The organism is Aeribacillus composti, from assembly GCF_031760945.1.
Lineage (GTDB): Bacteria > Bacillota > Bacilli > Bacillales > Aeribacillaceae > Aeribacillus > Aeribacillus composti.
In genome coordinates, this window is record NZ_CP134501.1 from 690,624 (window position 1) to 710,575 (window position 19,952).

19 protein-coding genes are annotated in these 19,952 nt (G+C 39.0%); 18 read left to right on the forward strand and 1 reads right to left on the reverse strand.

Features of this window, described 5'->3' with window-relative positions; translation table 11 throughout:
• Nucleotides 1–12: 12 nt before the first annotated feature.
• Nucleotides 13–813: an IclR family transcriptional regulator gene (locus tag RI196_RS03325; RefSeq protein ID WP_066248859.1), complete on the reverse strand. Its 801-nt coding sequence runs from the start codon at nucleotides 811–813 to the stop codon at nucleotides 13–15.
• A 138-nt stretch (nucleotides 814–951) separates the two neighbouring features.
• Between RI196_RS03325 and RI196_RS03330 the strand changes: the two genes are divergently transcribed.
• The 18 genes from RI196_RS03330 (at nucleotide 952) to RI196_RS03415 (ending at nucleotide 19,640) form a co-directional block, all read left to right on the forward strand.
• Nucleotides 952–1,902, forward strand: coding sequence for a fumarylacetoacetate hydrolase family protein (locus tag RI196_RS03330; RefSeq protein WP_094245184.1), 951 nt, complete (start codon nucleotides 952–954; stop codon nucleotides 1,900–1,902).
• Nucleotides 1,899–2,378, forward strand: coding sequence for a DinB family protein (locus RI196_RS03335; protein WP_094245185.1), 480 nt, complete (start codon nucleotides 1,899–1,901; stop codon nucleotides 2,376–2,378). Before RI196_RS03330 ends, RI196_RS03335 begins: the two co-directional genes overlap by 4 nt.
• A gap of 24 nt (nucleotides 2,379–2,402) precedes the next feature.
• The gene (locus tag RI196_RS03340; protein ID WP_063389206.1) at nucleotides 2,403–3,515 is read left to right on the forward strand and encodes a cupin domain-containing protein; all 1,113 of its coding nucleotides are present in this window, start codon (nucleotides 2,403–2,405) and stop codon (nucleotides 3,513–3,515) included.
• A 297-nt stretch (nucleotides 3,516–3,812) separates the two neighbouring features.
• Nucleotides 3,813–4,028: a hypothetical protein gene (locus RI196_RS03345; protein ID WP_242009297.1), complete on the forward strand. Its 216-nt coding sequence runs from the start codon at nucleotides 3,813–3,815 to the stop codon at nucleotides 4,026–4,028.
• 63 nt (nucleotides 4,029–4,091) lie between these two features.
• A complete protein-coding gene (locus RI196_RS03350; RefSeq protein WP_066249848.1) occupies nucleotides 4,092–4,319 on the forward strand; it encodes a group II intron maturase-specific domain-containing protein in 228 nt (75 codons plus the stop codon).
• Between the two features lie 363 nt (nucleotides 4,320–4,682).
• Nucleotides 4,683–5,027 (forward strand): flagellar protein FlaG, encoded by a 345-nt coding sequence (flaG, locus tag RI196_RS03355; protein ID WP_063389205.1) that lies wholly within the window; start codon nucleotides 4,683–4,685, stop codon nucleotides 5,025–5,027.
• A 15-nt stretch (nucleotides 5,028–5,042) separates the two neighbouring features.
• Nucleotides 5,043–6,521, forward strand: coding sequence for a flagellar hook-associated protein 2 (locus RI196_RS03360; protein WP_066249845.1), 1,479 nt, complete (start codon nucleotides 5,043–5,045; stop codon nucleotides 6,519–6,521).
• Nucleotides 6,522–6,577: 56 nt separating this feature from the next.
• Nucleotides 6,578–6,979, forward strand: a complete 402-nt coding sequence (gene fliS / locus RI196_RS03365) for a flagellar export chaperone FliS (RefSeq protein ID WP_063389203.1) — start codon at nucleotides 6,578–6,580, stop codon at nucleotides 6,977–6,979.
• Nucleotides 6,979–7,332 carry a flagellar protein FliT gene (gene fliT / locus RI196_RS03370; protein ID WP_311066888.1) on the forward strand — a complete coding sequence of 118 codons (354 nt, stop codon included), beginning with the start codon at nucleotides 6,979–6,981 and terminating at the stop codon, nucleotides 7,330–7,332. Before fliS ends, fliT begins: the two co-directional genes overlap by 1 nt.
• A 172-nt stretch (nucleotides 7,333–7,504) precedes the next feature.
• Complete coding sequence (gene hpf / locus RI196_RS03375) at nucleotides 7,505–8,056, forward strand: ribosome hibernation-promoting factor, HPF/YfiA family (protein WP_063389201.1); 552 nt, start codon at nucleotides 7,505–7,507, stop codon at nucleotides 8,054–8,056.
• Between the two features lie 188 nt (nucleotides 8,057–8,244).
• Nucleotides 8,245–10,755, forward strand: a complete 2,511-nt coding sequence (gene secA, locus RI196_RS03380; protein ID WP_311066889.1) for a preprotein translocase subunit SecA — start codon at nucleotides 8,245–8,247, stop codon at nucleotides 10,753–10,755.
• A 137-nt stretch (nucleotides 10,756–10,892) separates the two neighbouring features.
• Nucleotides 10,893–11,994, forward strand: a protein-coding gene (gene prfB / locus RI196_RS03385) for a peptide chain release factor 2 (protein ID WP_130158800.1) whose coding sequence is annotated in 2 segments (ribosomal slippage) — nucleotides 10,893–10,964 and nucleotides 10,966–11,994 — 1,101 coding nt in all. Because the reading frame shifts where the segments join, the coding sequence is not laid out codon by codon here.
• Between the two features lie 359 nt (nucleotides 11,995–12,353).
• Nucleotides 12,354–12,686, forward strand: a complete 333-nt coding sequence (gene cccB / locus RI196_RS03390; RefSeq protein WP_063389198.1) for a cytochrome c551 — start codon at nucleotides 12,354–12,356, stop codon at nucleotides 12,684–12,686.
• A gap of 314 nt (nucleotides 12,687–13,000) precedes the next feature.
• A complete protein-coding gene (gene ftsE, locus RI196_RS03395; RefSeq protein WP_311066890.1) occupies nucleotides 13,001–13,687 on the forward strand; it encodes a cell division ATP-binding protein FtsE in 687 nt (228 codons plus the stop codon).
• Nucleotides 13,680–14,570: a permease-like cell division protein FtsX gene (gene ftsX, locus RI196_RS03400; RefSeq protein WP_311066891.1), complete on the forward strand. Its 891-nt coding sequence runs from the start codon at nucleotides 13,680–13,682 to the stop codon at nucleotides 14,568–14,570. Before ftsE ends, ftsX begins: the two co-directional genes overlap by 8 nt.
• A 72-nt stretch (nucleotides 14,571–14,642) precedes the next feature.
• Nucleotides 14,643–15,950, forward strand: a complete 1,308-nt coding sequence (locus tag RI196_RS03405) for a murein hydrolase activator EnvC family protein (RefSeq protein WP_311066892.1) — start codon at nucleotides 14,643–14,645, stop codon at nucleotides 15,948–15,950.
• Nucleotides 15,951–16,450: 500 nt separating this feature from the next.
• Nucleotides 16,451–17,896, forward strand: coding sequence for a S41 family peptidase (locus tag RI196_RS03410; RefSeq protein WP_311066893.1), 1,446 nt, complete (start codon nucleotides 16,451–16,453; stop codon nucleotides 17,894–17,896).
• Nucleotides 17,897–18,449: 553 nt separating this feature from the next.
• Nucleotides 18,450–19,640: a PDZ domain-containing protein gene (locus tag RI196_RS03415; RefSeq protein WP_066249828.1), complete on the forward strand. Its 1,191-nt coding sequence runs from the start codon at nucleotides 18,450–18,452 to the stop codon at nucleotides 19,638–19,640.
• Nucleotides 19,641–19,952: the final 312 nt, after the last annotated feature.

The following is a 19,952-nucleotide window of genomic DNA, read 5'->3' on the forward strand; positions in this document are numbered from 1 at the left end:
TAGTCCTCCAGTCTAGTCGTCATTTCCGAACAATTGCTTCGTTTTTCTCTGTTTTATTAATTCAGAAATTCTTTCTCCCGCATTCACCACTTTTTTTATAAGCTGCTTGATGTTAATGGAATTGATTCGCTTCGTAGAGCCGGTAATGTTCACTGCTGCAACCACTTTGTTATGTTCATTAAAAATGGGCGCACCGATTCCGATGATCCCTTTTTGGAACTCTTGATTGCAAACGGCGTAGCCTTCTTTTTTTATTTTCAAAAGTTTTTCTTTTAATTGCTCGGGTGAAGTGATCGTGTTCGGACCGTATTTTTTGAAGGGCTGCGAGCAAATTTTCTCGATTACTTCTTCGTCTTCAAAGGCTAAAATGGCTTGACCGGGACTTGTGCAGTAGACAGGATTCCTTCTGCCGATATGGGTATATTCTTTTTTTGAAGGATACGTGCATTCAATTTTTTGCAAATAAATAATTTCGGTGCCTTCTAATATGGAAATGTGCGAATTTTCGCCTGTCTCCTCTGTTAAAACATTTAGAACCGGCGTCGCCTCATTTAAAATTTTCAATTGGGAGCTAACGATGCTTGTTAATGTCAAGATCGAAGCACCTAAACTGTAATGATTTGTGTTTATATCTTTGTATACAAATCCTTCGCTGGCTAAGCTTGTTAAAAGTCTGTGGGCAGTGCTTTTTCCGATATTTAGCTTTTCGGCTATTTCTGACACACCCAGTTCCGGTTCGTCCATTGAAAAGCTTTTTAAAATTTTTAAAGCGTTTTCAACAGAAGAAATTCTTTTTTTATTTTGAGAAGTCATCCATATCACCTGTAAAAAATTTTTTGATTGATGAGGAAATCCATTTTTGTTCTGTATATAAGAAAAATAATGTATTTTTAGATTTTTTTCAATATTAAGATGGTAACAAGACCATAATCAATGAAAGGGGTTTCAATAGTGAAACTGATCACGTTTACAGAACAAGGCGTCACACGCATCGGTGCAATTGAGGATGGAAAAGTGATTGATCTGCATGCCGCATTTGAAAAAAAGCTGGAATCGGAAGGGAAATTGCGCTTCAAACAAATTGCTGAGGCGTATGTGCCGGCAGATATGAACGGATTTTTACAAGGCGGAAAGGAAAGCTTGGACTATGCAAAAGAAGCAGTTGCATTTGCTTTAAAACATGAAAAATATAAAGGAAAGCAGCTTGTGTTTTCCAAAGAAGATGTAAAAGTGGAAGCACCAGTGCCATCGCCGGGGAAAATGATTTGCGTAGGCCATAACTACAGGGAGCATATTTTGGAAATGGGAAGAGAGATTCCTCCATATCCTGTAGTTTTTGCGAAATTCGCGAATACTGTCATCGGACCGGAGGATGACATTCCTCATTATCCAATTTCCGATCAGCTGGATTATGAAGCTGAGTTTGCTTTTGTGATTGGAAAACGGGCGCGCAATGTTTCCCAAGCAGAAGCATTGGATTATGTTGCAGGCTATACAATTGTGAATGATGTGACTTACCGGGATCTTCAACGCCGTACGCTGCAATGGCTTCAAGGCAAGACAGTGGATGGAAGCGCTCCGATGGGACCGTGGTTAGTAACAACCGATGAGCTGTCAGATCCTTCTGGGCTGGAAGTAGTCTTAACGGTTAACGGTGAAGAACGTCAGCGTTCTAACACGAAAAATCTTGTCTTTTCCGTACAGTACTTGGTTGAATTTCTATCTGGACTTATGACCCTTGAGCCGGGAGATGTCATTTTGACAGGAACTCCAGGAGGTGTTGGTGTAGCAAGAGACCCTCAAGTATTTTTAAAAGATGGAGATGTTGTCCGCATCGAGATAGACGGCATCGGTGCATTAGAAAATAAAGTGAAAAAAGTGACGGGGGAGATCAGCGAATGACTAATATGAACGAAGCGATTGAAAGCATAAAACAATCCATTGACCAAATGATTGAAACTACAAAAAGTCTTTCAGAAGAGACCATTCGTTGGAATCCATCAGAAGAAGAATGGTCCATCATGCAAATTCTTTGCCATGTTGAAGAAGCGATTCCATACTGGTTAAACGAAATTGAGCGGCTGCTTGAGTCGCCGGGTACAGAATGGGGAAGAGGACTTACGGATGAAAACAGGCTTGCTGCTGTTGCTAATACAGAAAAACGTGAAGTTTCAGACGTGCTAAACAAGCTTGAAAACGTAAAAGATCAAGTGGAAAAAGTGTTGAGCAAGCTGTCAGAAGAAGATTTAAAATCAGAGGCCCCGAGCCGCAATCCTCGTTTCGGAACAAAACCGATGTCTTTTATTGTCGACCACCTGCTTGTCGAACATGCAAGCAAGCATTATAGCCAAATTCAACGTAATTTATCAAAGCTTTAAAAGAATAGAGGAGGTTAGTTCATCATGGCGGAAAAAAATGAGTTTTTTAAAAGTAAAATTGTCCGAGATTTCACAAAAGATATTGAGCAATACCATCTAGGACCGCTTTGGGATGCTATTCCAGATTTAATGCATCGCCAGCCAACTCCGCAAGCTGAAGCGTATCTTTGGAAATGGAAAACCCTTTATAAAAAATTGATGGAAGCAACTGAAATTTTTACTCCTGAGCGCGGCGGGGAAAGACGGGCGATTTATTTTCAAAATCCTGGATTGACTTATCGAAAGCCTTGGGGATGGGCATCAACAACACAAACGCTTTATGCTGCCGTACAATTAATTCTTCCCGGTGAAGTAGCGCCTTCGCATCGCCATTCGCAAAGTGCGCTGCGCTTTATCAGTCAAGGAAAAGGCGCTTATACAATTGTGCAAGGCGAGCGGATTTTTATGGAGGAAGGCGATTATCTCATTACTCCGAAAGGGCTTTGGCATGGTCATGGACATCCGGGTGATGAGCCGATGATTTGGATGGACTGTCTTGATATTCCAACTATCTATTCGATTGGCGGCACGTTCTTTGATCCTTATCCAGACGGAATTGAACAACCGAAAGTTCCTGATAATTACTCATCGCAAAGATATGAAGGTGGCATGGTTCGTCCAATTTCTGACCGTGAACCAAAAATCGCTCCGTTAGGGTCTTATAAATGGAAGCAGACTGAAGCAGCTATTCAAGGTTTAAAACGCTTTGATCCAGATCCGTACGATGGATATGCGGTTGAATATATCAATCCTTCAACAGGCAAACAAGCCAATCCGACGATTTCCGCTTGGATGCAATTGCTTCCAAAAGGGTTTCATTCAAAAGCTCACCGTCATACGCACTCGACTATTTACCATGTCTATAAAGGATCTGGGTACAGTATTATCAACGGTGTGCGCTTTGATTGGGAAAGCGGCGATTTCTTCGTTGTTCCGAATTGGGCGTGGCATGAGCATGTTGCCGAAAAAGATTCTTACCTGTTCTCTGCGAATGATTTGCCGATTATGGAAAGATTTGATGTGGAACGTGAAGAAGCTTATGAAGAAAATAATGGATTCCAACAAGTGACCGATGAATTTCAACCTGTATTCGTTTAAACTTAGCAAGCATAATGGAGCAGTTGACGGTCCAAATTAAAACTGAACCTTTTGACGAGGTTTTCAAAACCCCTTTTTCACAAAGCTATTGTTGAAAAAGGGGTTTTGTTTTTTAGCGCGCCCAGCTAAGGTGTAATGGAAGATGGACAGTTTCATAACACCGAAAAGGGTACCCCGCAGGGCGGAGTCATTTCGCCTCTTTTAGCGAACAGCTACCTGCATTATATGGACACGATATGAAAGAAGAAGTTCCTACACTTAGGAGAACTGGTGCGATACGCAGATGATTTCGTGATCATGTGTCGCACGAAAAACGAGGCGCTGGAGAGCATTCAAGTACTAAAAGCCATCATGAAGAAACTCGACCTTGAAATCAACACAGAGAAATCCAAACTGGTCAGCCTATGGGACGACACAAACGGATTTGACTTTCTAGATCTACACCATCGGAAATTTCCTGTGATGAACAAGGGTGGCTCGAAAGTTTATGTCATGTCTCACATTTCCAAGTAAGAAAGCCATGAAGAAAATGAAAATGAATTTAAGGAATATACGAGTCCAAGGAACAAGCGATTTATGGACATCAAAGAACTGGTGAAAGGGCTCAATCGAATTTTACAAGGATTTAAGAATTACTACAGTATTTCGTCCATCGCCAAGAAGTGGCTAAATAAAGTGGACTGGTATGTATTAGAAAGACTTACTCTGTACTGGAATAAGAAGAAGAACCAAAGGAAGAAACATGCGAGAATGAAAGAAGTTATAAAATTAACACAAGGCTTATTAGTGAAATTAGCAAGTTAGACAAGAACGAAAGCCAAAGGAAGAACGTCGGAAAGCCGTATGAGGGAAAACCTCACGTACGGTTTGATGAGGGGAAGCTGAGAGCAAAAGAGACAGCATAGGCTGTCCCTTTGAAAACAGTTTTCTACTCTACTAGTAAATTGGAAGCCTTCCCCATCTTAAACGACCTAAGCTTTTAGAAGAATAAAAAATGGTTGTGTGGATTTTAAGCAGCCCTTCAGCTTACCGATTTCATAAACTCAATATTTTAAAAATTAAGAAATCATTTCAATAAAGTTATGAATGTTTTGTCAAAAGATGCTAAAACAAGGCAATTTTTTACCGATAAATAAAATAGCAAGAATTCCTCGGAGGAGAAGGAATATGGGAATACAAAAGATAACCGGTGTTAATAATAATGCTTTTTTGCAGGATATGCAAGGAAAAGAGGAAAAATTGTCAATGCCTGAAAACCAGCAGCCTGTCCAAGAAGAAGAAAAAAAAGCTAAAGTTACGCTGGAGGAAGCAATTGAGGATTTGAACAATTTTTTGAAGCCGATTAAAACATCGATTCAATTTGTACTTCATGAAGAACTGAAAGAATATTTTGTACAAGTTGTCAATGTAGAGACGAACGAAGTCATCAGGGAAATTCCTCCGAAAAAAATGCTTGATATATATGCGGCAATGGCAGAGCTGATGGGATTAATCGTGGATCGGAAAATTTAACTAGGGGTGGAAAAAATGCGAATTGTCGGTTTGGCAAGCGGAATGGACATTGACGCTCTCGTAAAAGATTTAATGAAGGCGGAAAGAATTCCGCTCGATAAAATGGTCCAACAAAAGCAAATTTTTGAATGGCAGCGCGACAGCTACAGGGAAATCAACAAGCTGTTGGACGAATTGGACAGATTGATTTTTGACGGCGTATACAGACTGTCGAATTTCCGACAAAAAAAAGTGACGAGCTCTGATGAGTCAGCTGTTGTGGCAAAGGCAATCAACGCTTCAGCTAATACGTCAACAGCGATTGAAGTCCAACAATTGGCTAAGGCTGCCACATATAGTGCAGCAACGTTAAATAATTTTACATCTGGTGCAAGAACGCTAAAATTTGAAGTGACCGATCCAGGTTCAACAGAAACGAGAGAAGTGACGATTAATATTGGTGAAAATGATACGCTTGATGATGTTATCTACAAAATCAACAGCTCAAATCTAGGCGTTACGGGGATGAAATTAAAGGATTCATCTGGTGTGGAAAGGCTCGTTTTAACGAATAATAAAACAGGTGAAGGCGGAACGATTAAAGCTGCCGATAGTGAAACATTTGATTTTTTGCAAAGCCTAGGTTTTTCACTTGATGATACAACGTTTAACCTAATCCCCGAAACTGCGGGTCAAAATGCAAAAGTTAAAATCAACGGCTACGAAACTGTCCAAACATCTAATACGTTTACGATTGCGGGGATTGAATATACAATTAAAAATGTAACGACAAGTCCTGTTACGATTTCTACATCAACAGATGTTGATGCAATTCTCGATACTATTGTAAAATTTGTTAATAAATATAATGAAGTGATTGAAAAGATTAATGGCAAATTAACAGAAGAGCGCTTCCGGAATTTTCCTCCCCTAACGGATGAACAAAAAGAGGAAATGACGGAAAAGCAAATCGAGCTGTGGGAAGAAAAAGCGAAAAGTGGCCTTCTTCGCGGCGATGCGATTTTAACAAGCGGTCTTAATCAAATGCGGTTGGATTTATATTCTCCTGTCGCCGGAGATACTTTGAAAGGGTTTAAGCAGCTTACGGATATTGGGATTTCAACAACAGCCAATTATTTGGATCGAGGCAAACTTACAATTGATGAAAATAAACTCCGGGAAAAAATTCAGGAAAATCCAGAAGCGATCTATAAACTATTTATGTCTGACGGCGAATCTTACAATGATAAAGGGATTGCCCGCCGTCTCCGCGATTCTTTGAAAGGTATGATGACAAAAATCAAAGACAAAGCGGGAACGTCTTTGTCTACAAATGACCAGTTTACGATTGGAAAAAACTTAAAAGATTTGGATAATCGAATCAATGCCTTTCAAGATCGGCTTATACAAATCGAATCAAGATATTATCGGCAATTTACGGCAATGGAACAGGCGATTCAGCGGGCGAACCAACAGTCAGCATATTTGATGCAATTATTTGGAGGCGGCGCTTAATCGTCTGCCTTTACTATTTACTTTTTAATGGATATGATATCTGAGGAGTGTCTTAAATGGCAATGAACAATCCTTATCAATCTTATTTGGAAAACAGCGTACAAACTGCATCACCGGGTGAACTCACGTTAATGCTTTATAACGGGTGTTTAAAATTTTTAAAGCTTGCGAAAAAAGCAATAGAAGAAAAATCTATCCAACAAAAAAACGAAAATTTGCAAAAAGCACAAAGAATCATTTGTGAACTAATGGCCACGCTAAATATGGATATTGAGATTTCTAAAAATATGTACGCACTGTATGAGTACATGAATCGACGGCTTGTTGAGGCCAATTTTAAAAACGATGTCACCATTATTGAAGAAGTGGAAGGATATGTGACAGAGTTCAGAGATACGTGGAAAGAAGTAATCCAAATCAACCGGAAACAGCGGCATAGTGAAGGCGGACAAGCGTAATGGACGAAGTGGAAAAATTGTTGGAAATAACGGAAGAGTTAGTGGAATTGACAAAACAGTCTAAAGATCAACATCGCGACCGTGATCAAGTGATACAAAAAATAGAAGACTTGCTAGCAAAACGGGAGGAGTTAACAAAAAGCATGAATCCTCCCTTCACGCCCAAGGAGAAAGAAGCAGGAAGAAAAATTATCCAATTGAATCAAATTCTTGTTGAGCAGCTTAAACTAATAAAACAAGAGATACAACATGATATCGTCAAGATGAAAGCCCAGAAAGAGATGACAAAAAAATATATGAACTCTTATGCGAATGCCACTATTGATGGCATTTTTTATGATAAGAAAAAATAGCAATATATGTACAAAAAGACACGATCATGTAGCGATGGATGAAAGTGTGAAAATCGTTTTCCCCGCTCATCAGCATTCATAAAATGTTCACGATTTTTTTTATTTTGTGAAAGGAAAAACGAACGAAATATCGAACTATATATATATCCCTTAATAAAAGGAGGAGCTCAATATGAAATACAACATTAGAGGGGAAAACATTGAAGTAACTCCAGCATTAAGAGAATATGTACAAAAAAAATTATCTAAACTTGAACGTTATTTTGATAATGGAGTACAAGCCGATGCAAATGTGAATTTAAAATATTATAATGACAAAGAATCTAAAATTGAAGTAACGATTCCAATGACGCATTTAGTGATGCGTGCTGAGGAATATCATGAAGATATGTATGCTGCGATTGATCTTGTCGTTGATAAGCTTGAACGTCAGATCCGCAAGCATAAAACAAGAGTAAACCGGAAGCTTCGTGAACAACAAGTTGATGCTAAATATTTCATCAATGCGGAAACGAATGATGACACTGATGTGAATGAAGAGGATATCGAACTTGTAAGAACAAAACGGTTCAATTTAAAGCCGATGGATACTGAGGAAGCTATTTTGCAAATGAACATGCTCGGCCATAACTTCTTTGTTTTTACGAACTCTGATACAAATAGAACAAATGTTGTCTACCGCAGAAAAGACGGCCGCTATGGATTAATTGAACCGAATGAGTAAAATTTATTATATATAAAAAAGTGCAGCCTACCTTGGCTGTACTTTTTTTACCTTCAAGCAAATAAAATGTAGACAAATGGGACGGGTTTATGGAAAGAGTTTCACACAGCAAAAGTTGTACGCTTGGAAAAGCAGTGATAAAATTTAAAAGAAACTAAAATAATAAAATAAATTAAGGAGCGTTAAAGATGCTTGGACTTTTAAATAAAGTGTTTGATCCGAATAAACGCACTTTAGCTCGTTATGAAAAAATAGCTGAAAAAATAAATGCTCTCGGTCCAGAAATGAGAAAGCTTTCTGATTTGGAATTGAGGTCAAAAACAGCTGAGTTTGCTGAACGGCTTGAAAAGGGAGAAACACTCGATGATCTGCTTGTGGAAGCCTATGCAGTTGTAAGAGAAGCCGCTCACAGAGTGCTCGGCCTGTATCCATATAAAGTACAGCTTATGGGAGCTATTGCCCTTCACGAAGGCAATATTGCGGAAATGAAGACAGGTGAAGGGAAAACATTAACCTCAACGATGCCTGTTTACTTAAATGCGTTGACGCGGAAAGGCGTTCACGTCGTTACCGTCAATGAATATTTGGCAAGCCGGGATGCAAAAGAAATGGGCAAAATTTTTGAATTTCTCGGCATGACTGTTGGTTTAAATTTAAACGGTATGTCAAAAGAGGAGAAAAAGGCTGCTTACGAAGCTGATATCACCTATTCAACAAATAACGAACTTGGGTTTGATTATTTGCGCGACAATATGGTTTTATACAAGGAACAAAAAGTGCAGCGCCCTCTGCATTTTGCGGTAATCGATGAGGTAGACTCCATTTTAATTGATGAAGCAAGAACTCCTCTTATTATTTCTGGACAAGCACAAAAATCCACCAAACTGTATATTCAGGCAAATGCTTTTGTCAGAACGCTTCAAAAGGATAAAGATTATACTTATGATGAAAAAACGAAATCCGTTCAACTTACGGAAGAAGGAATTGAAAAAGCGGAGCGTGCTTTCCATATTGATAATTTGTTCGATTTAAAAAACGTCACACTAAACCATCATATCAGCAATGCGCTGAAAGCCCACGTCGTCATGCATAAAGACGTTGATTATGTCGTTGAAGACGGACAAGTGATCATTGTAGACCAATTTACCGGACGGTTAATGAAAGGCCGCCGTTACAGCGACGGTTTGCATCAGGCAATCGAAGCGAAAGAAGGCCTTGAAATTCAAAATGAAAGCATGACGTTGGCAACGATCACGTTCCAAAACTATTTCCGAATGTATGAAAAGCTGGCGGGAATGACAGGGACTGCGAAAACAGAAGAAGAAGAATTTCGCAACATTTATAACATGCAGGTTATTACCATCCCGACAAACAAGCCGGTTATCCGCGAAGATCGTCCGGACCTCGTTTACCGTACAATGGAGGGGAAATTTAAAGCGGTTGTAGAAGACATCGTTCAGCGGCACATGATTGGTCAGCCTGTTCTAGTAGGTACAGTCGCGGTTGAAACATCTGAATTGCTTTCTAATATGCTTAAGAAGCGGGGAATTCCGCACAATGTGTTGAATGCAAAAAACCATGCAAAGGAAGCAGAAATTATTGAACAAGCCGGACAAAAGAATGCTGTGACGATCGCGACAAATATGGCCGGACGGGGAACGGATATAAAGCTCGGCGAAGGCGTAAAAGAGTTGGGTGGATTAGCTGTCATCGGCACAGAACGCCATGAATCCCGAAGAATTGACAATCAGCTGAGAGGACGTTCTGGACGTCAAGGAGACCCGGGTGTTACGCAGTTTTATTTGTCAATGGAAGATGAACTGATGCGCCGATTCGGTTCAGAAAGTATGATGAGCATGATGGATCGGCTTGGGATGGACGATTCCCAGCCGATTCAAAGCAAAATGATTACCCGTGCTGTGGAATCGGCGCAAAAACGGGTGGAAGGAAACAACTTTGATGCGCGGAAGCAGCTTCTTCAATATGATGATGTGCTCCGTCAGCAGCGTGAAATTATTTATAAACAAAGAGATGAAGTGCTTGAATCTGAAAATCTGCGAGAAAATGTTGAAGACATGATTCAACAAACGATTACCCGTGTTGTACAGTCATTTACGCCTGAAGAAGAGCTTCCAGAAGACTGGAACCTTGAAGGATTAGTCGACTGGGTAAAAGCCAATATTTTGGATGAAGCAGATGACTTTAATGTAAATGACCTTCGCGGAAAAGAATCGGATGAAATTATTGATATCATTTGGGAAAAAGCGAAGAAGCGTTATGATGAGAAAGAAGCTGCTTTTGGCGAGGAAAACATGCGTGAATTTGAACGAGTCATTGTACTCCGCGCCGTTGATACAAAATGGATGGATCACATCGATGCAATGGATCATCTTCGCCAAGGTATTCATTTACGTGCATACGGACAAACCGATCCGCTTCGTGAATATCAATTGGAAGGCTACACAATGTTTGAAAATATGATTGCGTCCATCCAAGAAGAGGTTACAAAATATATAATGAAAGCTGAAATTCAAAACAATTTGGAACGTCAGGAAGTGGCGGTCGGCGAAGCCGTGCAGCCGAAAGAAGGAGACGCCCAGACGAAAAAGAAACCTGTCAGAAAAGCAAAAGAGGTTGGCCGCAACGAGCCATGTCCGTGCGGAAGCGGCAAAAAATACAAACATTGTTGCGGAAGATAACGATTTTAAATAGAATGGGTGTGGCGAGATGTCAGTCTCGCCTGTCCCATAAATTTTTTAATTAATGTATAAGTGGACAAAGCGAATCTGCAAAAATATAGTATACTGTGCAAAAAATTTTTAGAGGTGATGGACTAATGGATTTAGTAGAAATTCGGAATGAACTGGAGAAAATGGCTAAACGATTAGCGGATTTTAGGGGGTCTCTTTGACTTAGAAGAGAAGGAAGCACGCATAAAAAAATTAGAGGAGCAAATGGCTGCGCCAAATTTTTGGGATGACCAGCAAGCAGCTCAGAAGGTAATTAATGAAGCAAACGCCTTAAAAGATCTTGTCGGAGAATTTAACCATTTAAATGAATCATATGAAAATCTTCAAGTAACTTACGAGCTTATTAAAGAAGAGCCGGATGATGATTTGCAAAGAGAGCTTGAATCCGAATTGAAAAAATTAACGAAGGAATTGAATAATTTTGAATTACAGCTTCTTTTAAATGAGCCTTACGATAAAAACAACGCGATTTTAGAGCTTCATCCGGGAGCAGGAGGGACGGAATCTCAGGACTGGGCATCTATGCTCCTGCGAATGTATACGAGATGGGCGGAAAAGAAAGGATTTAAAGTTGAAACGATCGATTATCTTCCGGGTGATGAAGCAGGAATAAAAAGTGTAACGCTGTTAATTAAAGGACACAATGCATACGGCTATTTAAAAGCGGAAAAAGGAGTCCATCGGTTAGTGCGCATTTCTCCTTTTGATGCATCAGGCCGCCGCCATACTTCCTTTGTTTCCTGCGAAGTGATGCCAGAATTTAATGATGAAATCGATATTGAAATTAGAAGCGAGGATTTGAAAATTGACACGTACCGTTCAAGCGGTGCGGGAGGGCAGCACGTAAATACGACCGACTCGGCGGTACGGATTACACACTTGCCAACTGGAATTGTCGTGACATGTCAAACGGAGCGCTCTCAAATTAAAAACAGAGAACGAGCAATGAAAATGTTAAAATCTAAGCTATACCAATTAAAAATTGAAGAGCAGGAAAAAGAATTAGCGGAAATTCGAGGAGAGCAAAAGGAAATTGGCTGGGGTAGCCAAATCCGTTCTTATGTCTTCCATCCATATTCATTGGTGAAAGATCACCGGACAAATGTCGAAATCGGCAACGTCCAAGCTGTAATGGATGGGGAAATTGATGCATTTATTGATGCATATTTAAGAGCAAAATTGTCTTAAGGCTGTTATGAAAAGGATGATGACGCGTTTACAAAAGATGAGCGAATAGAACTGTGATGCGGAAAAATGACGAAGAAAAACTGCCCTAAATTCCATTTGATTAGAGAACTTGTGGGGCTGTCCAGAAAGTCAAAATCCATTGAAACGAAACATCATAAACATTGATATATCAACATTTAAAACATTAAAGGGGCGTCTATAAGGCGTAAAAACGACTTATTAGACACCCTTTTTCTTTTTTATCAATATTCAAGTTATTTTCACAGGATTGTCAAATGTTGGTCAATTTGTTCCAGATTGAAACCTCAATAATTAGGTTATAATATCTTCGAGACTAATTGGCGAAGGGGGATTTCGCAGTGAAAAAGTTCTTGATCTTAGTATTTGGTCTTTCACTCGTATTAGCTGCATGCGGGGGCGGCGGGAATGACCAAGAAAGCGGAACAAATGGCGGAACAGATCAAGCTGAGAATACTGCATCTGCAGAAGATCTGATAAAACAAAATTGTACAAGCTGCCATGGACAAAATCTTGAAGGTGCTTCCGGTCCGAGTTTACAGAAAGTTGGAAGCAAATATAGCAAAGATGAAATAAAAGATATTATTTTAAACGGCAAAGGCGCTATGCCAAAAGGTTTATTGAACGATAGCGAAGCAGATGTTGTCGCTGAGTGGCTTGCAGGACAAAAGTAACATAAGAAGCGAGGGGACATGATCACCCTCGCTTTTTTATGCTATAGAAAAAAATAGAAGATAATAGAAAATTTTGTAGTTTTTTTTACAAGAATTTTAAAAATTTTCCCTCGAAATATGATATTGAAACAAAAATGTAATATGAAAAAGTCTATTTTTGACGAAAAATGATGTTATAATGTTTTTTGTGGGAAGGATGTAAGATTTGTTTTCTGCTTCATAATTAATAGACGAATAGAAAATAACATTAGTTTCAAGTTATAAAAATTTTTTTGACTAAGTACTGAAATAATTCAATGACTTCAGGTGATAGCATGATCGAAATGAAGGATGTTTATAAAACCTATTCGAATGGTGTTTCGGCCATTAACGGTATTTCAATAAAAATCAATCAAGGCGAATTTGTATACATCGTAGGTCCTAGCGGTGCTGGAAAGTCGACATTTATCAAATTGATGTATCGGGAAGAAAAGCCTACAAAAGGCAGTATTGTCATAAACGGTATACAACTAGAAAACCTAAAAGAAAAAGAAGTGCCGTATTTGCGGAGAAATATCGGGGTTGTCTTTCAAGATTTTAAATTATTGCCGAAATTGACTGTTTATGAGAATGTTGCCTTCGCATTGGAAGTGATCGGGGAAAATCCGAAGAACATTAAAAAGAAAGTATTAAATGTGCTTGATCTTGTGCAATTGAAGCATAAGGCCCGTTCCTTCCCTGACGAATTGTCTGGCGGTGAACAGCAGCGCGTATCAATTGCTAGATCCATAGTAAACAATCCGCCTGTTATAATAGCAGACGAGCCGACAGGGAATTTGGACCCTGAAACCTCTTGGGAGATTATGAGATTGCTAGAGGAAATCAACAATCGGGGCACAACGGTGTTAATGGCCACCCACAATAAAGTGATCGTGAACACGATTCGAAAGCGGGTTATCACGATTGAGGACGGCAAAATTGTACGCGATGAGGCGAGAGGGGAGTATGGTCTTTATGAATAAAACTCTCGGTCGTCATTTGCGGGAGGCGGTAAAAAGTCTTGGGCGAAACGCTTGGATGTCCGTAGCCTCTATATCAGCCGTAACAGTGACCCTTCTTTTGGTCGGCACGTTTTTGGTTATTATGATGAATTTAAATAATATTGCCAGCAACATTGAAGAAGATGTTGAAATAACCGTGCTAATTGACAGGACAGCAGATCAAAACGCTCAAAACCAACTTGAATCGAAATTGAAAAATCTAGAAAAAGTAGAGAATGTCCAATTTTCTTCCAAAGACCAGGAGCTGGAAAAATTAATTAAAAGCTTCGGTGAAAAAGGAGAGTCATTCAAGCTATTTGAACAGGATAATCCTTTAAACGATGTTTTCATCGTCAAAACGAAAGTTCCCGAAGATACTCCAGTTGTAGCGGAAGAAATTAAAAAAATGCGCTATGTCGAAAATGTTCAATATGGAGAAGAAACTGTGAAAAAATTGTTTGAAGTTGTCAACGTTTCAAGAAATATCGGCATAGTCTTGATTATCGGGCTTGTGTTTACTGCGATGTTTTTAATCTCAAACACTATAAAAATCACTATATTTGCCCGCAGACGAGAAATAGAAATTATGAAACTTGTTGGTGCAACAAACTGGTTTATACGCTGGCCGTTCTTTTTAGAAGGTTTGTTTTTAGGAGCGCTGGGAGCTGTCATACCAATTACAGTTTTAGTTGTCAGCTACAATAGCTTAGTAAATATTGCCGTTCCTTATATTCAAGGTTCTTTTGTTGAGTTGTTGCCATTTTCTCCTTTTGTTTTTCAAATATCGGCTATCTTATTGTTAATCGGCGTCTTAATCGGCATATGGGGAAGCTTAATGTCTGTTCGAAAGTTTTTGAAAGTGTAGTTTGTCTTAGGCAGCTCTTATCATACCAGATCGAATTGATTGAAAACATGAATTAAGAGGAGGAACCGGATTGTGAAAAAGAGAATAGTGACATTAAGTCTTACAGCTATATTGGGGACAAGCGGGGTATTTGTACCGCTGAGCAAAAGCGCTTATGCGTCATCCTTTGAGGAGAAAAAAGCAAGAATTCAAAATGAGCGGTCCAATGTTCAATCGAATATAGAGAGCAAGAAAAGTGAAGTAAAAGAATTAGAGACAAAACAAAATCAACTTAATCAAGAGATTAAAAAGTTAGATGAAAAATTGCTGGATACTGGTGAAAAAATCGAAGAGAAAGAGAATGAAATCAAGGACACTAAAGATGAAATTGATCAGTTGAAAAAACAAATTGCTGAAGTGAAAGAACGGATTGATAAGCGGAATGAACAGTTAAAAGAACGGGTCAAATCCTTGCAGGAAACCGGAGGTACAATCAGCTATCTCGACGTTATCTTAGGTGCGAAAAGCTTCAATGATTTTGTAACTCGTATAAGCGCTGTTACAACGATCGTTGATGCGGATCAAAAAATTATTGAAGAGCATGAAAGAGATATGAAACTGAAAGAGGAAGCGGAGGCTAAATTAAACAAACAGCTGTCCTCTTTGGAAGAAGCTTTATCTGAATTGGCTTCATTGAAACAAGAGCTAGATAAGCAAATTGATGAAAAAGATAAATTGTTGGGGCAATTGGAAGCGGAACATGGCCAGGCAATGGATCAATTAGAAGATTTGGTACATCAAGATGCTATGCTGGCAAAGCAGCAAAAAATGATTGAACAACAGCAGCAAGAATATTTAAAAAGACTAGAAGAAGAAAAGGCTAGACAGGCTCAAGCTTCACAATCTGCTTCTAAATCAAGTGATAAAACTGCTGCTTCAAGCGATAAAGCTGCTGCTTCAAGCGATGGCGGATCTTCACCAGAACCATCTGTATCATCAGCTGCAGGAAGCGGATCTTTTATCTGGCCGGCTTCAGGTGTTCTTACCTCTAAAATGGGTATGAGATGGGGCAGATTCCATGCAGGAATTGATATTGCAAAACGGGGAACGGTTCCAGTTTACGCTTCTGCTGGCGGCACGGTTAGTTATGCTGGACAAATGAGCGGCTACGGCAATGTGATTATGATCATCCATAATATTAACGGTAAAACGTATACTACACTTTACGGGCATTTGAGAAGCATTAACGTTTCAAGTGGTCAAAAAGTGAGCCAAGGTCAGTTTATTGGATATATGGGAAATACAGGAAGATCAACAGGGCAGCACTTGCATTTTGAAGTACATAACGGAACATGGCGAGGCAAATCCAGCGCGATCAATCCTTTAAGCGTTCTTCCATAAAAATTTATTAACAATGCACAATAAGCTCTCAAGGGAAGAAGAGTTTGTTGTGCATTGTTATTTTTTTTATAAATTGCAAAACAGTTTTCTTCTGATCGTGTTTCATCGATGCAAAAAATAGAGGAAACGGGAGATTACATCAAGCTTCAATGGATTGATTTTCACAATAATTCTTTTTCATGTAGTGATAGATAATTACAAAAAATATAGTTACTCCTCCCGTATGATTATGCCGGTGTAGGCAGTTTGCTTGACTAAAAGAAAGGAAAGCGTTTTTATGAGAACAAAACACCTTACCCATTTTCGAAGCAAAGATGATCGTTGGCTGATTTTTCTATTTTCTTGATGGAACCTGGCTAGAAGCGGTCAAATTCTTGTCAAAGGGCGGTATATTAAGTTTTTTGAATTGCTTTTCCTTTTCCTGTAATCCGCACATGATTTGTACAAGCTTTGCATACGCTATAAATAATTCGGATTGTTGGAAAGGAAGGCAAAAACATATGAAACAAATAATAAAATTGATTACAGTGTTTTGGATAGTGACCAGTTCCATCGTCGTTTTGGATGTGCACGGTCATGCTGAAAATAATGAATCGCTGGAAAATAAAACAATTGCTGCATCTGCGCAAAGTTCAGATGAAACCATTCCAGGATTGGAGAAATTTATAAAAACGTATGAATTAATTTCTGAAAAATATGTCCATCCAGTCGACAAAAAACGTCTCCTAGAAGGTGCCATTCAAGGGATGCTATCTTCTTTAGGCGATCCATACTCAGTCTATATGGATAAGGAAACTGTTAGACAATTTACAGAGTCCCTTGATTCTTCATTTGAAGGAATCGGTGCCGAAATCGGTATGAACAACGGCAAAATAACCATTATTTCACCATTTAAAAATTCGCCGGCGGAAAAAGCGGGCTTAAAACCAAATGATGAAATTGTGAAAATTGATGGTAAAACAGTTTCCAGTTCAGATCTTCATGAAGCAGTACTGAAAATCAGAGGAGAAAAAGGAACAACCGTCAAACTTACGATACGCCGCCCTGGAAGTAAAGATTTATTGTTTTTTGAAGTAAAGCGGGATGAGATTCCGATTGAAACAGTGTTCAGCTCCGAAATCAATAAAAATGACAAGCGGTTAGGCGTCTTGCATATTACTTCATTTTCTGAAAGGACAGCTGATGACTTTAAACAAAAGCTAAAAATGTTAGAAAAAAAGAAAATTAACGGTCTAGTCATCGATGTTCGCGGCAATCCGGGGGGATATTTGCAGGCTGTAGAGCAAATTTTGCAGCAGCTCGTCCCTAATCATGCACCATATATTCAAATAGAAAAGAGAGACGGAAAAAGGGAGATGTATTATTCAACATTAAAAGAAAAGAAGCATTATCCTATTGCAGTCTTAATTGACAACGGCAGCGCATCTGCTTCGGAAATTTTGGCAGCTGCGTTGAAAGAAGCAGGAGGGTATGCCATTGTCGGCGAAAAATCCTTTGGAAAGGGAACAGTTCAGCAAACAATACCGCTGGATGATGGAAGCAACATAAAGCTGACATTATACAAATGGTTGACTCCTAAAGGAAATTGGATTCATGAAAAAGGTGTGGAACCAACGGTAAAAATATCGCAGCCGGATTATTTTAAAGCTGGACCGCTCGATATTTTACAGCCATTAAAAAAAGAGATGAATAATGAACAAGTTCGCATTGCACAAATATTATTATCAGGATTAGGTTATGATCCTGGGAGAAAAGACGGTTATTTCAGTTTAGAAACCGAGCTGGCTGTAAAGGCGTTTCAAAAAATGAACGGTTTATCCGTGACGGGGAAAGTGGATCAAAAAACAGCTATAAAAATGAATGAATTGATCACAAAAGAAACTCGTTCAAAACAAAATGACTTGCAGCTGCAAACTGCCATTTCACTATTAGCACGATCTTCTTAAGTATTGAAAAAATACGGCAGCTTTTCTGTTGCATTTTGTTTAAGGGGCTGTCTAATAAGTCGTTTTTACGGCTTATTGACGCCCCCTTTAATGTTTTAGAAACGTTGATATATCGATGTTTATGATTTTTTGTTTTCAATAGGGATTTCACTTTATGGACAGCCTCTAAATGAGATTTCGCTTCCTTGTGCAGGCTTTTCAGTTGAGAAAATTTCTGCTTTCATATCGTAGTGAAATTTACAATTATACAGAGGATGGACGCAGTTTTATGACAATATGGCTGCGTTTTCTTTTAAATCATCGGGAAGTGACAGAGCGGCATTGTTAAGTGGCTGTTTCCTTGCTCAATTTTTTGATCAATTTGCTGCAAGTCTGATTCATTCAGCTTTTTAGAAAAAAGCGGTATGAAGCCAAAAAAGCCGCCGCTCCATGAATTTGGTCAATCGGCCTTTTTACCTATTTCCAGTTTTTTATATGACGTTCTAGCTTCTTTTTTAAAAGATTTGATAAAATAGAGGAAAGTCTCATATGATTCGTAAAAGGGGTGGGCCGTTTGGTTGGACAATGGCTTTTAGAATTGCTTTTCAGCATAGGCCGTTTTTTCTTGCATCCGCTTTTGTATTTCTTTCTCATTTTTTCCTTTTTAAATGGATATTGGCGGGTTAGAAGAGAACGAAAATCTTTTCATGTGCGCGTATATGATGTGTTTGACGATATTCGTTTTACTTATACGAAGGGAATTATCGCTGGCCTTATCCTTTCTGTTCTTTTCATGCTTCTAGGACTGTGGATTCCATTCGGAACACTCGTTTTATTGACTATTTGGCTGCTGGCTGTTAGTTTAACTTTTCAGCCGCGTTTTTTGTCATCAAGTATCTCATTGGGCGGAACGATTTTTTTAACAGCTTTATTAAATGGAGTGGCAGATCAATCTCCTTGGATCGATGAATTTTTTGTGAGCCTTGATAAAACAAACTACAGCGTCTTGTCGCTATTTTTGAGCTTTTTGCTTATTTGTGAAGGGATTCTCATCTATCGAACAGCACATTACCATACATCCCCATTTATCATAAAAAGCAAGAGAGGAATGCCGATTGGGAATCATGTAGCGAACAGAACATGGATGATTCCGTTAATGCTTTTAGTTCCAGGCGGTTCATTGGAATCTCCTTTTTCTTGGTGGCCAATTATTTCTTTAAATGGTGAACCATTTATGCTCGTGATGATTCCGTATTTTGTCGGTTTTTATCAAAGAATTCAAGGGTCTTTGCCAAAGGAAAGCATTCAAGTAACAGGCCGGCGCATTTCGATTCTTGGAATTATTTCTCTTGTTGTTGCTGCTGCTTCGTTGTGGGCTCCATTTCTGTCGTTTGTTGCCGCGGCTCTTGCATTGATAGGAAAGGGATTAATAACTGTAAAACAAAGGATGAATGATAATTCGGCCGCTTTTTATTTCTCGAAACAAGATTATGGACTGGTCGTATTAGGCACGCTTCCTCAATCCCCGGGAGAGAAAATGGGAATAAAAGCGGGAGAAGTTATAACAAAGGTGAATGGAAAAAATGTAAAAACAACGTACGAATTTTACGAAGCGCTGCAGATAAGCAGGACGCATTGTAAGTTGGAGGTACTAGGACATAACAAAGAAATCCGTTTTGTCCAACGCGCCTTATACGAAGGGGAGCATCATGAACTCGGCTTGCTCTTTGTGCAAGATGAGAAGTGGAAGTCAGAAGCCTCTTAACCGGTATGAATGGTTCATAATCAACCGGAATAGCGACATAATTTTTAGGGATAGGCCATAATTCTTCGGAATGAGTTTCATTTTTTTCCGGAACGATAAAGGTATATTTTCTCTATCACATCAAACCACTTAGTCAATGATTGGCTAAGTGGTTTTTTACGTCAAAAAATGTTATAGCTAGCAGAATTAGGCTCGAGAAATCATTGTACAAAGGAACTGACATTGTTCAATGATATTTGAAGCCTTTCAGTAAATATGTCTAATCATGAAAATAGCCGCGGCTAGAAAAACTCTATCTAAACATTGCAAGCA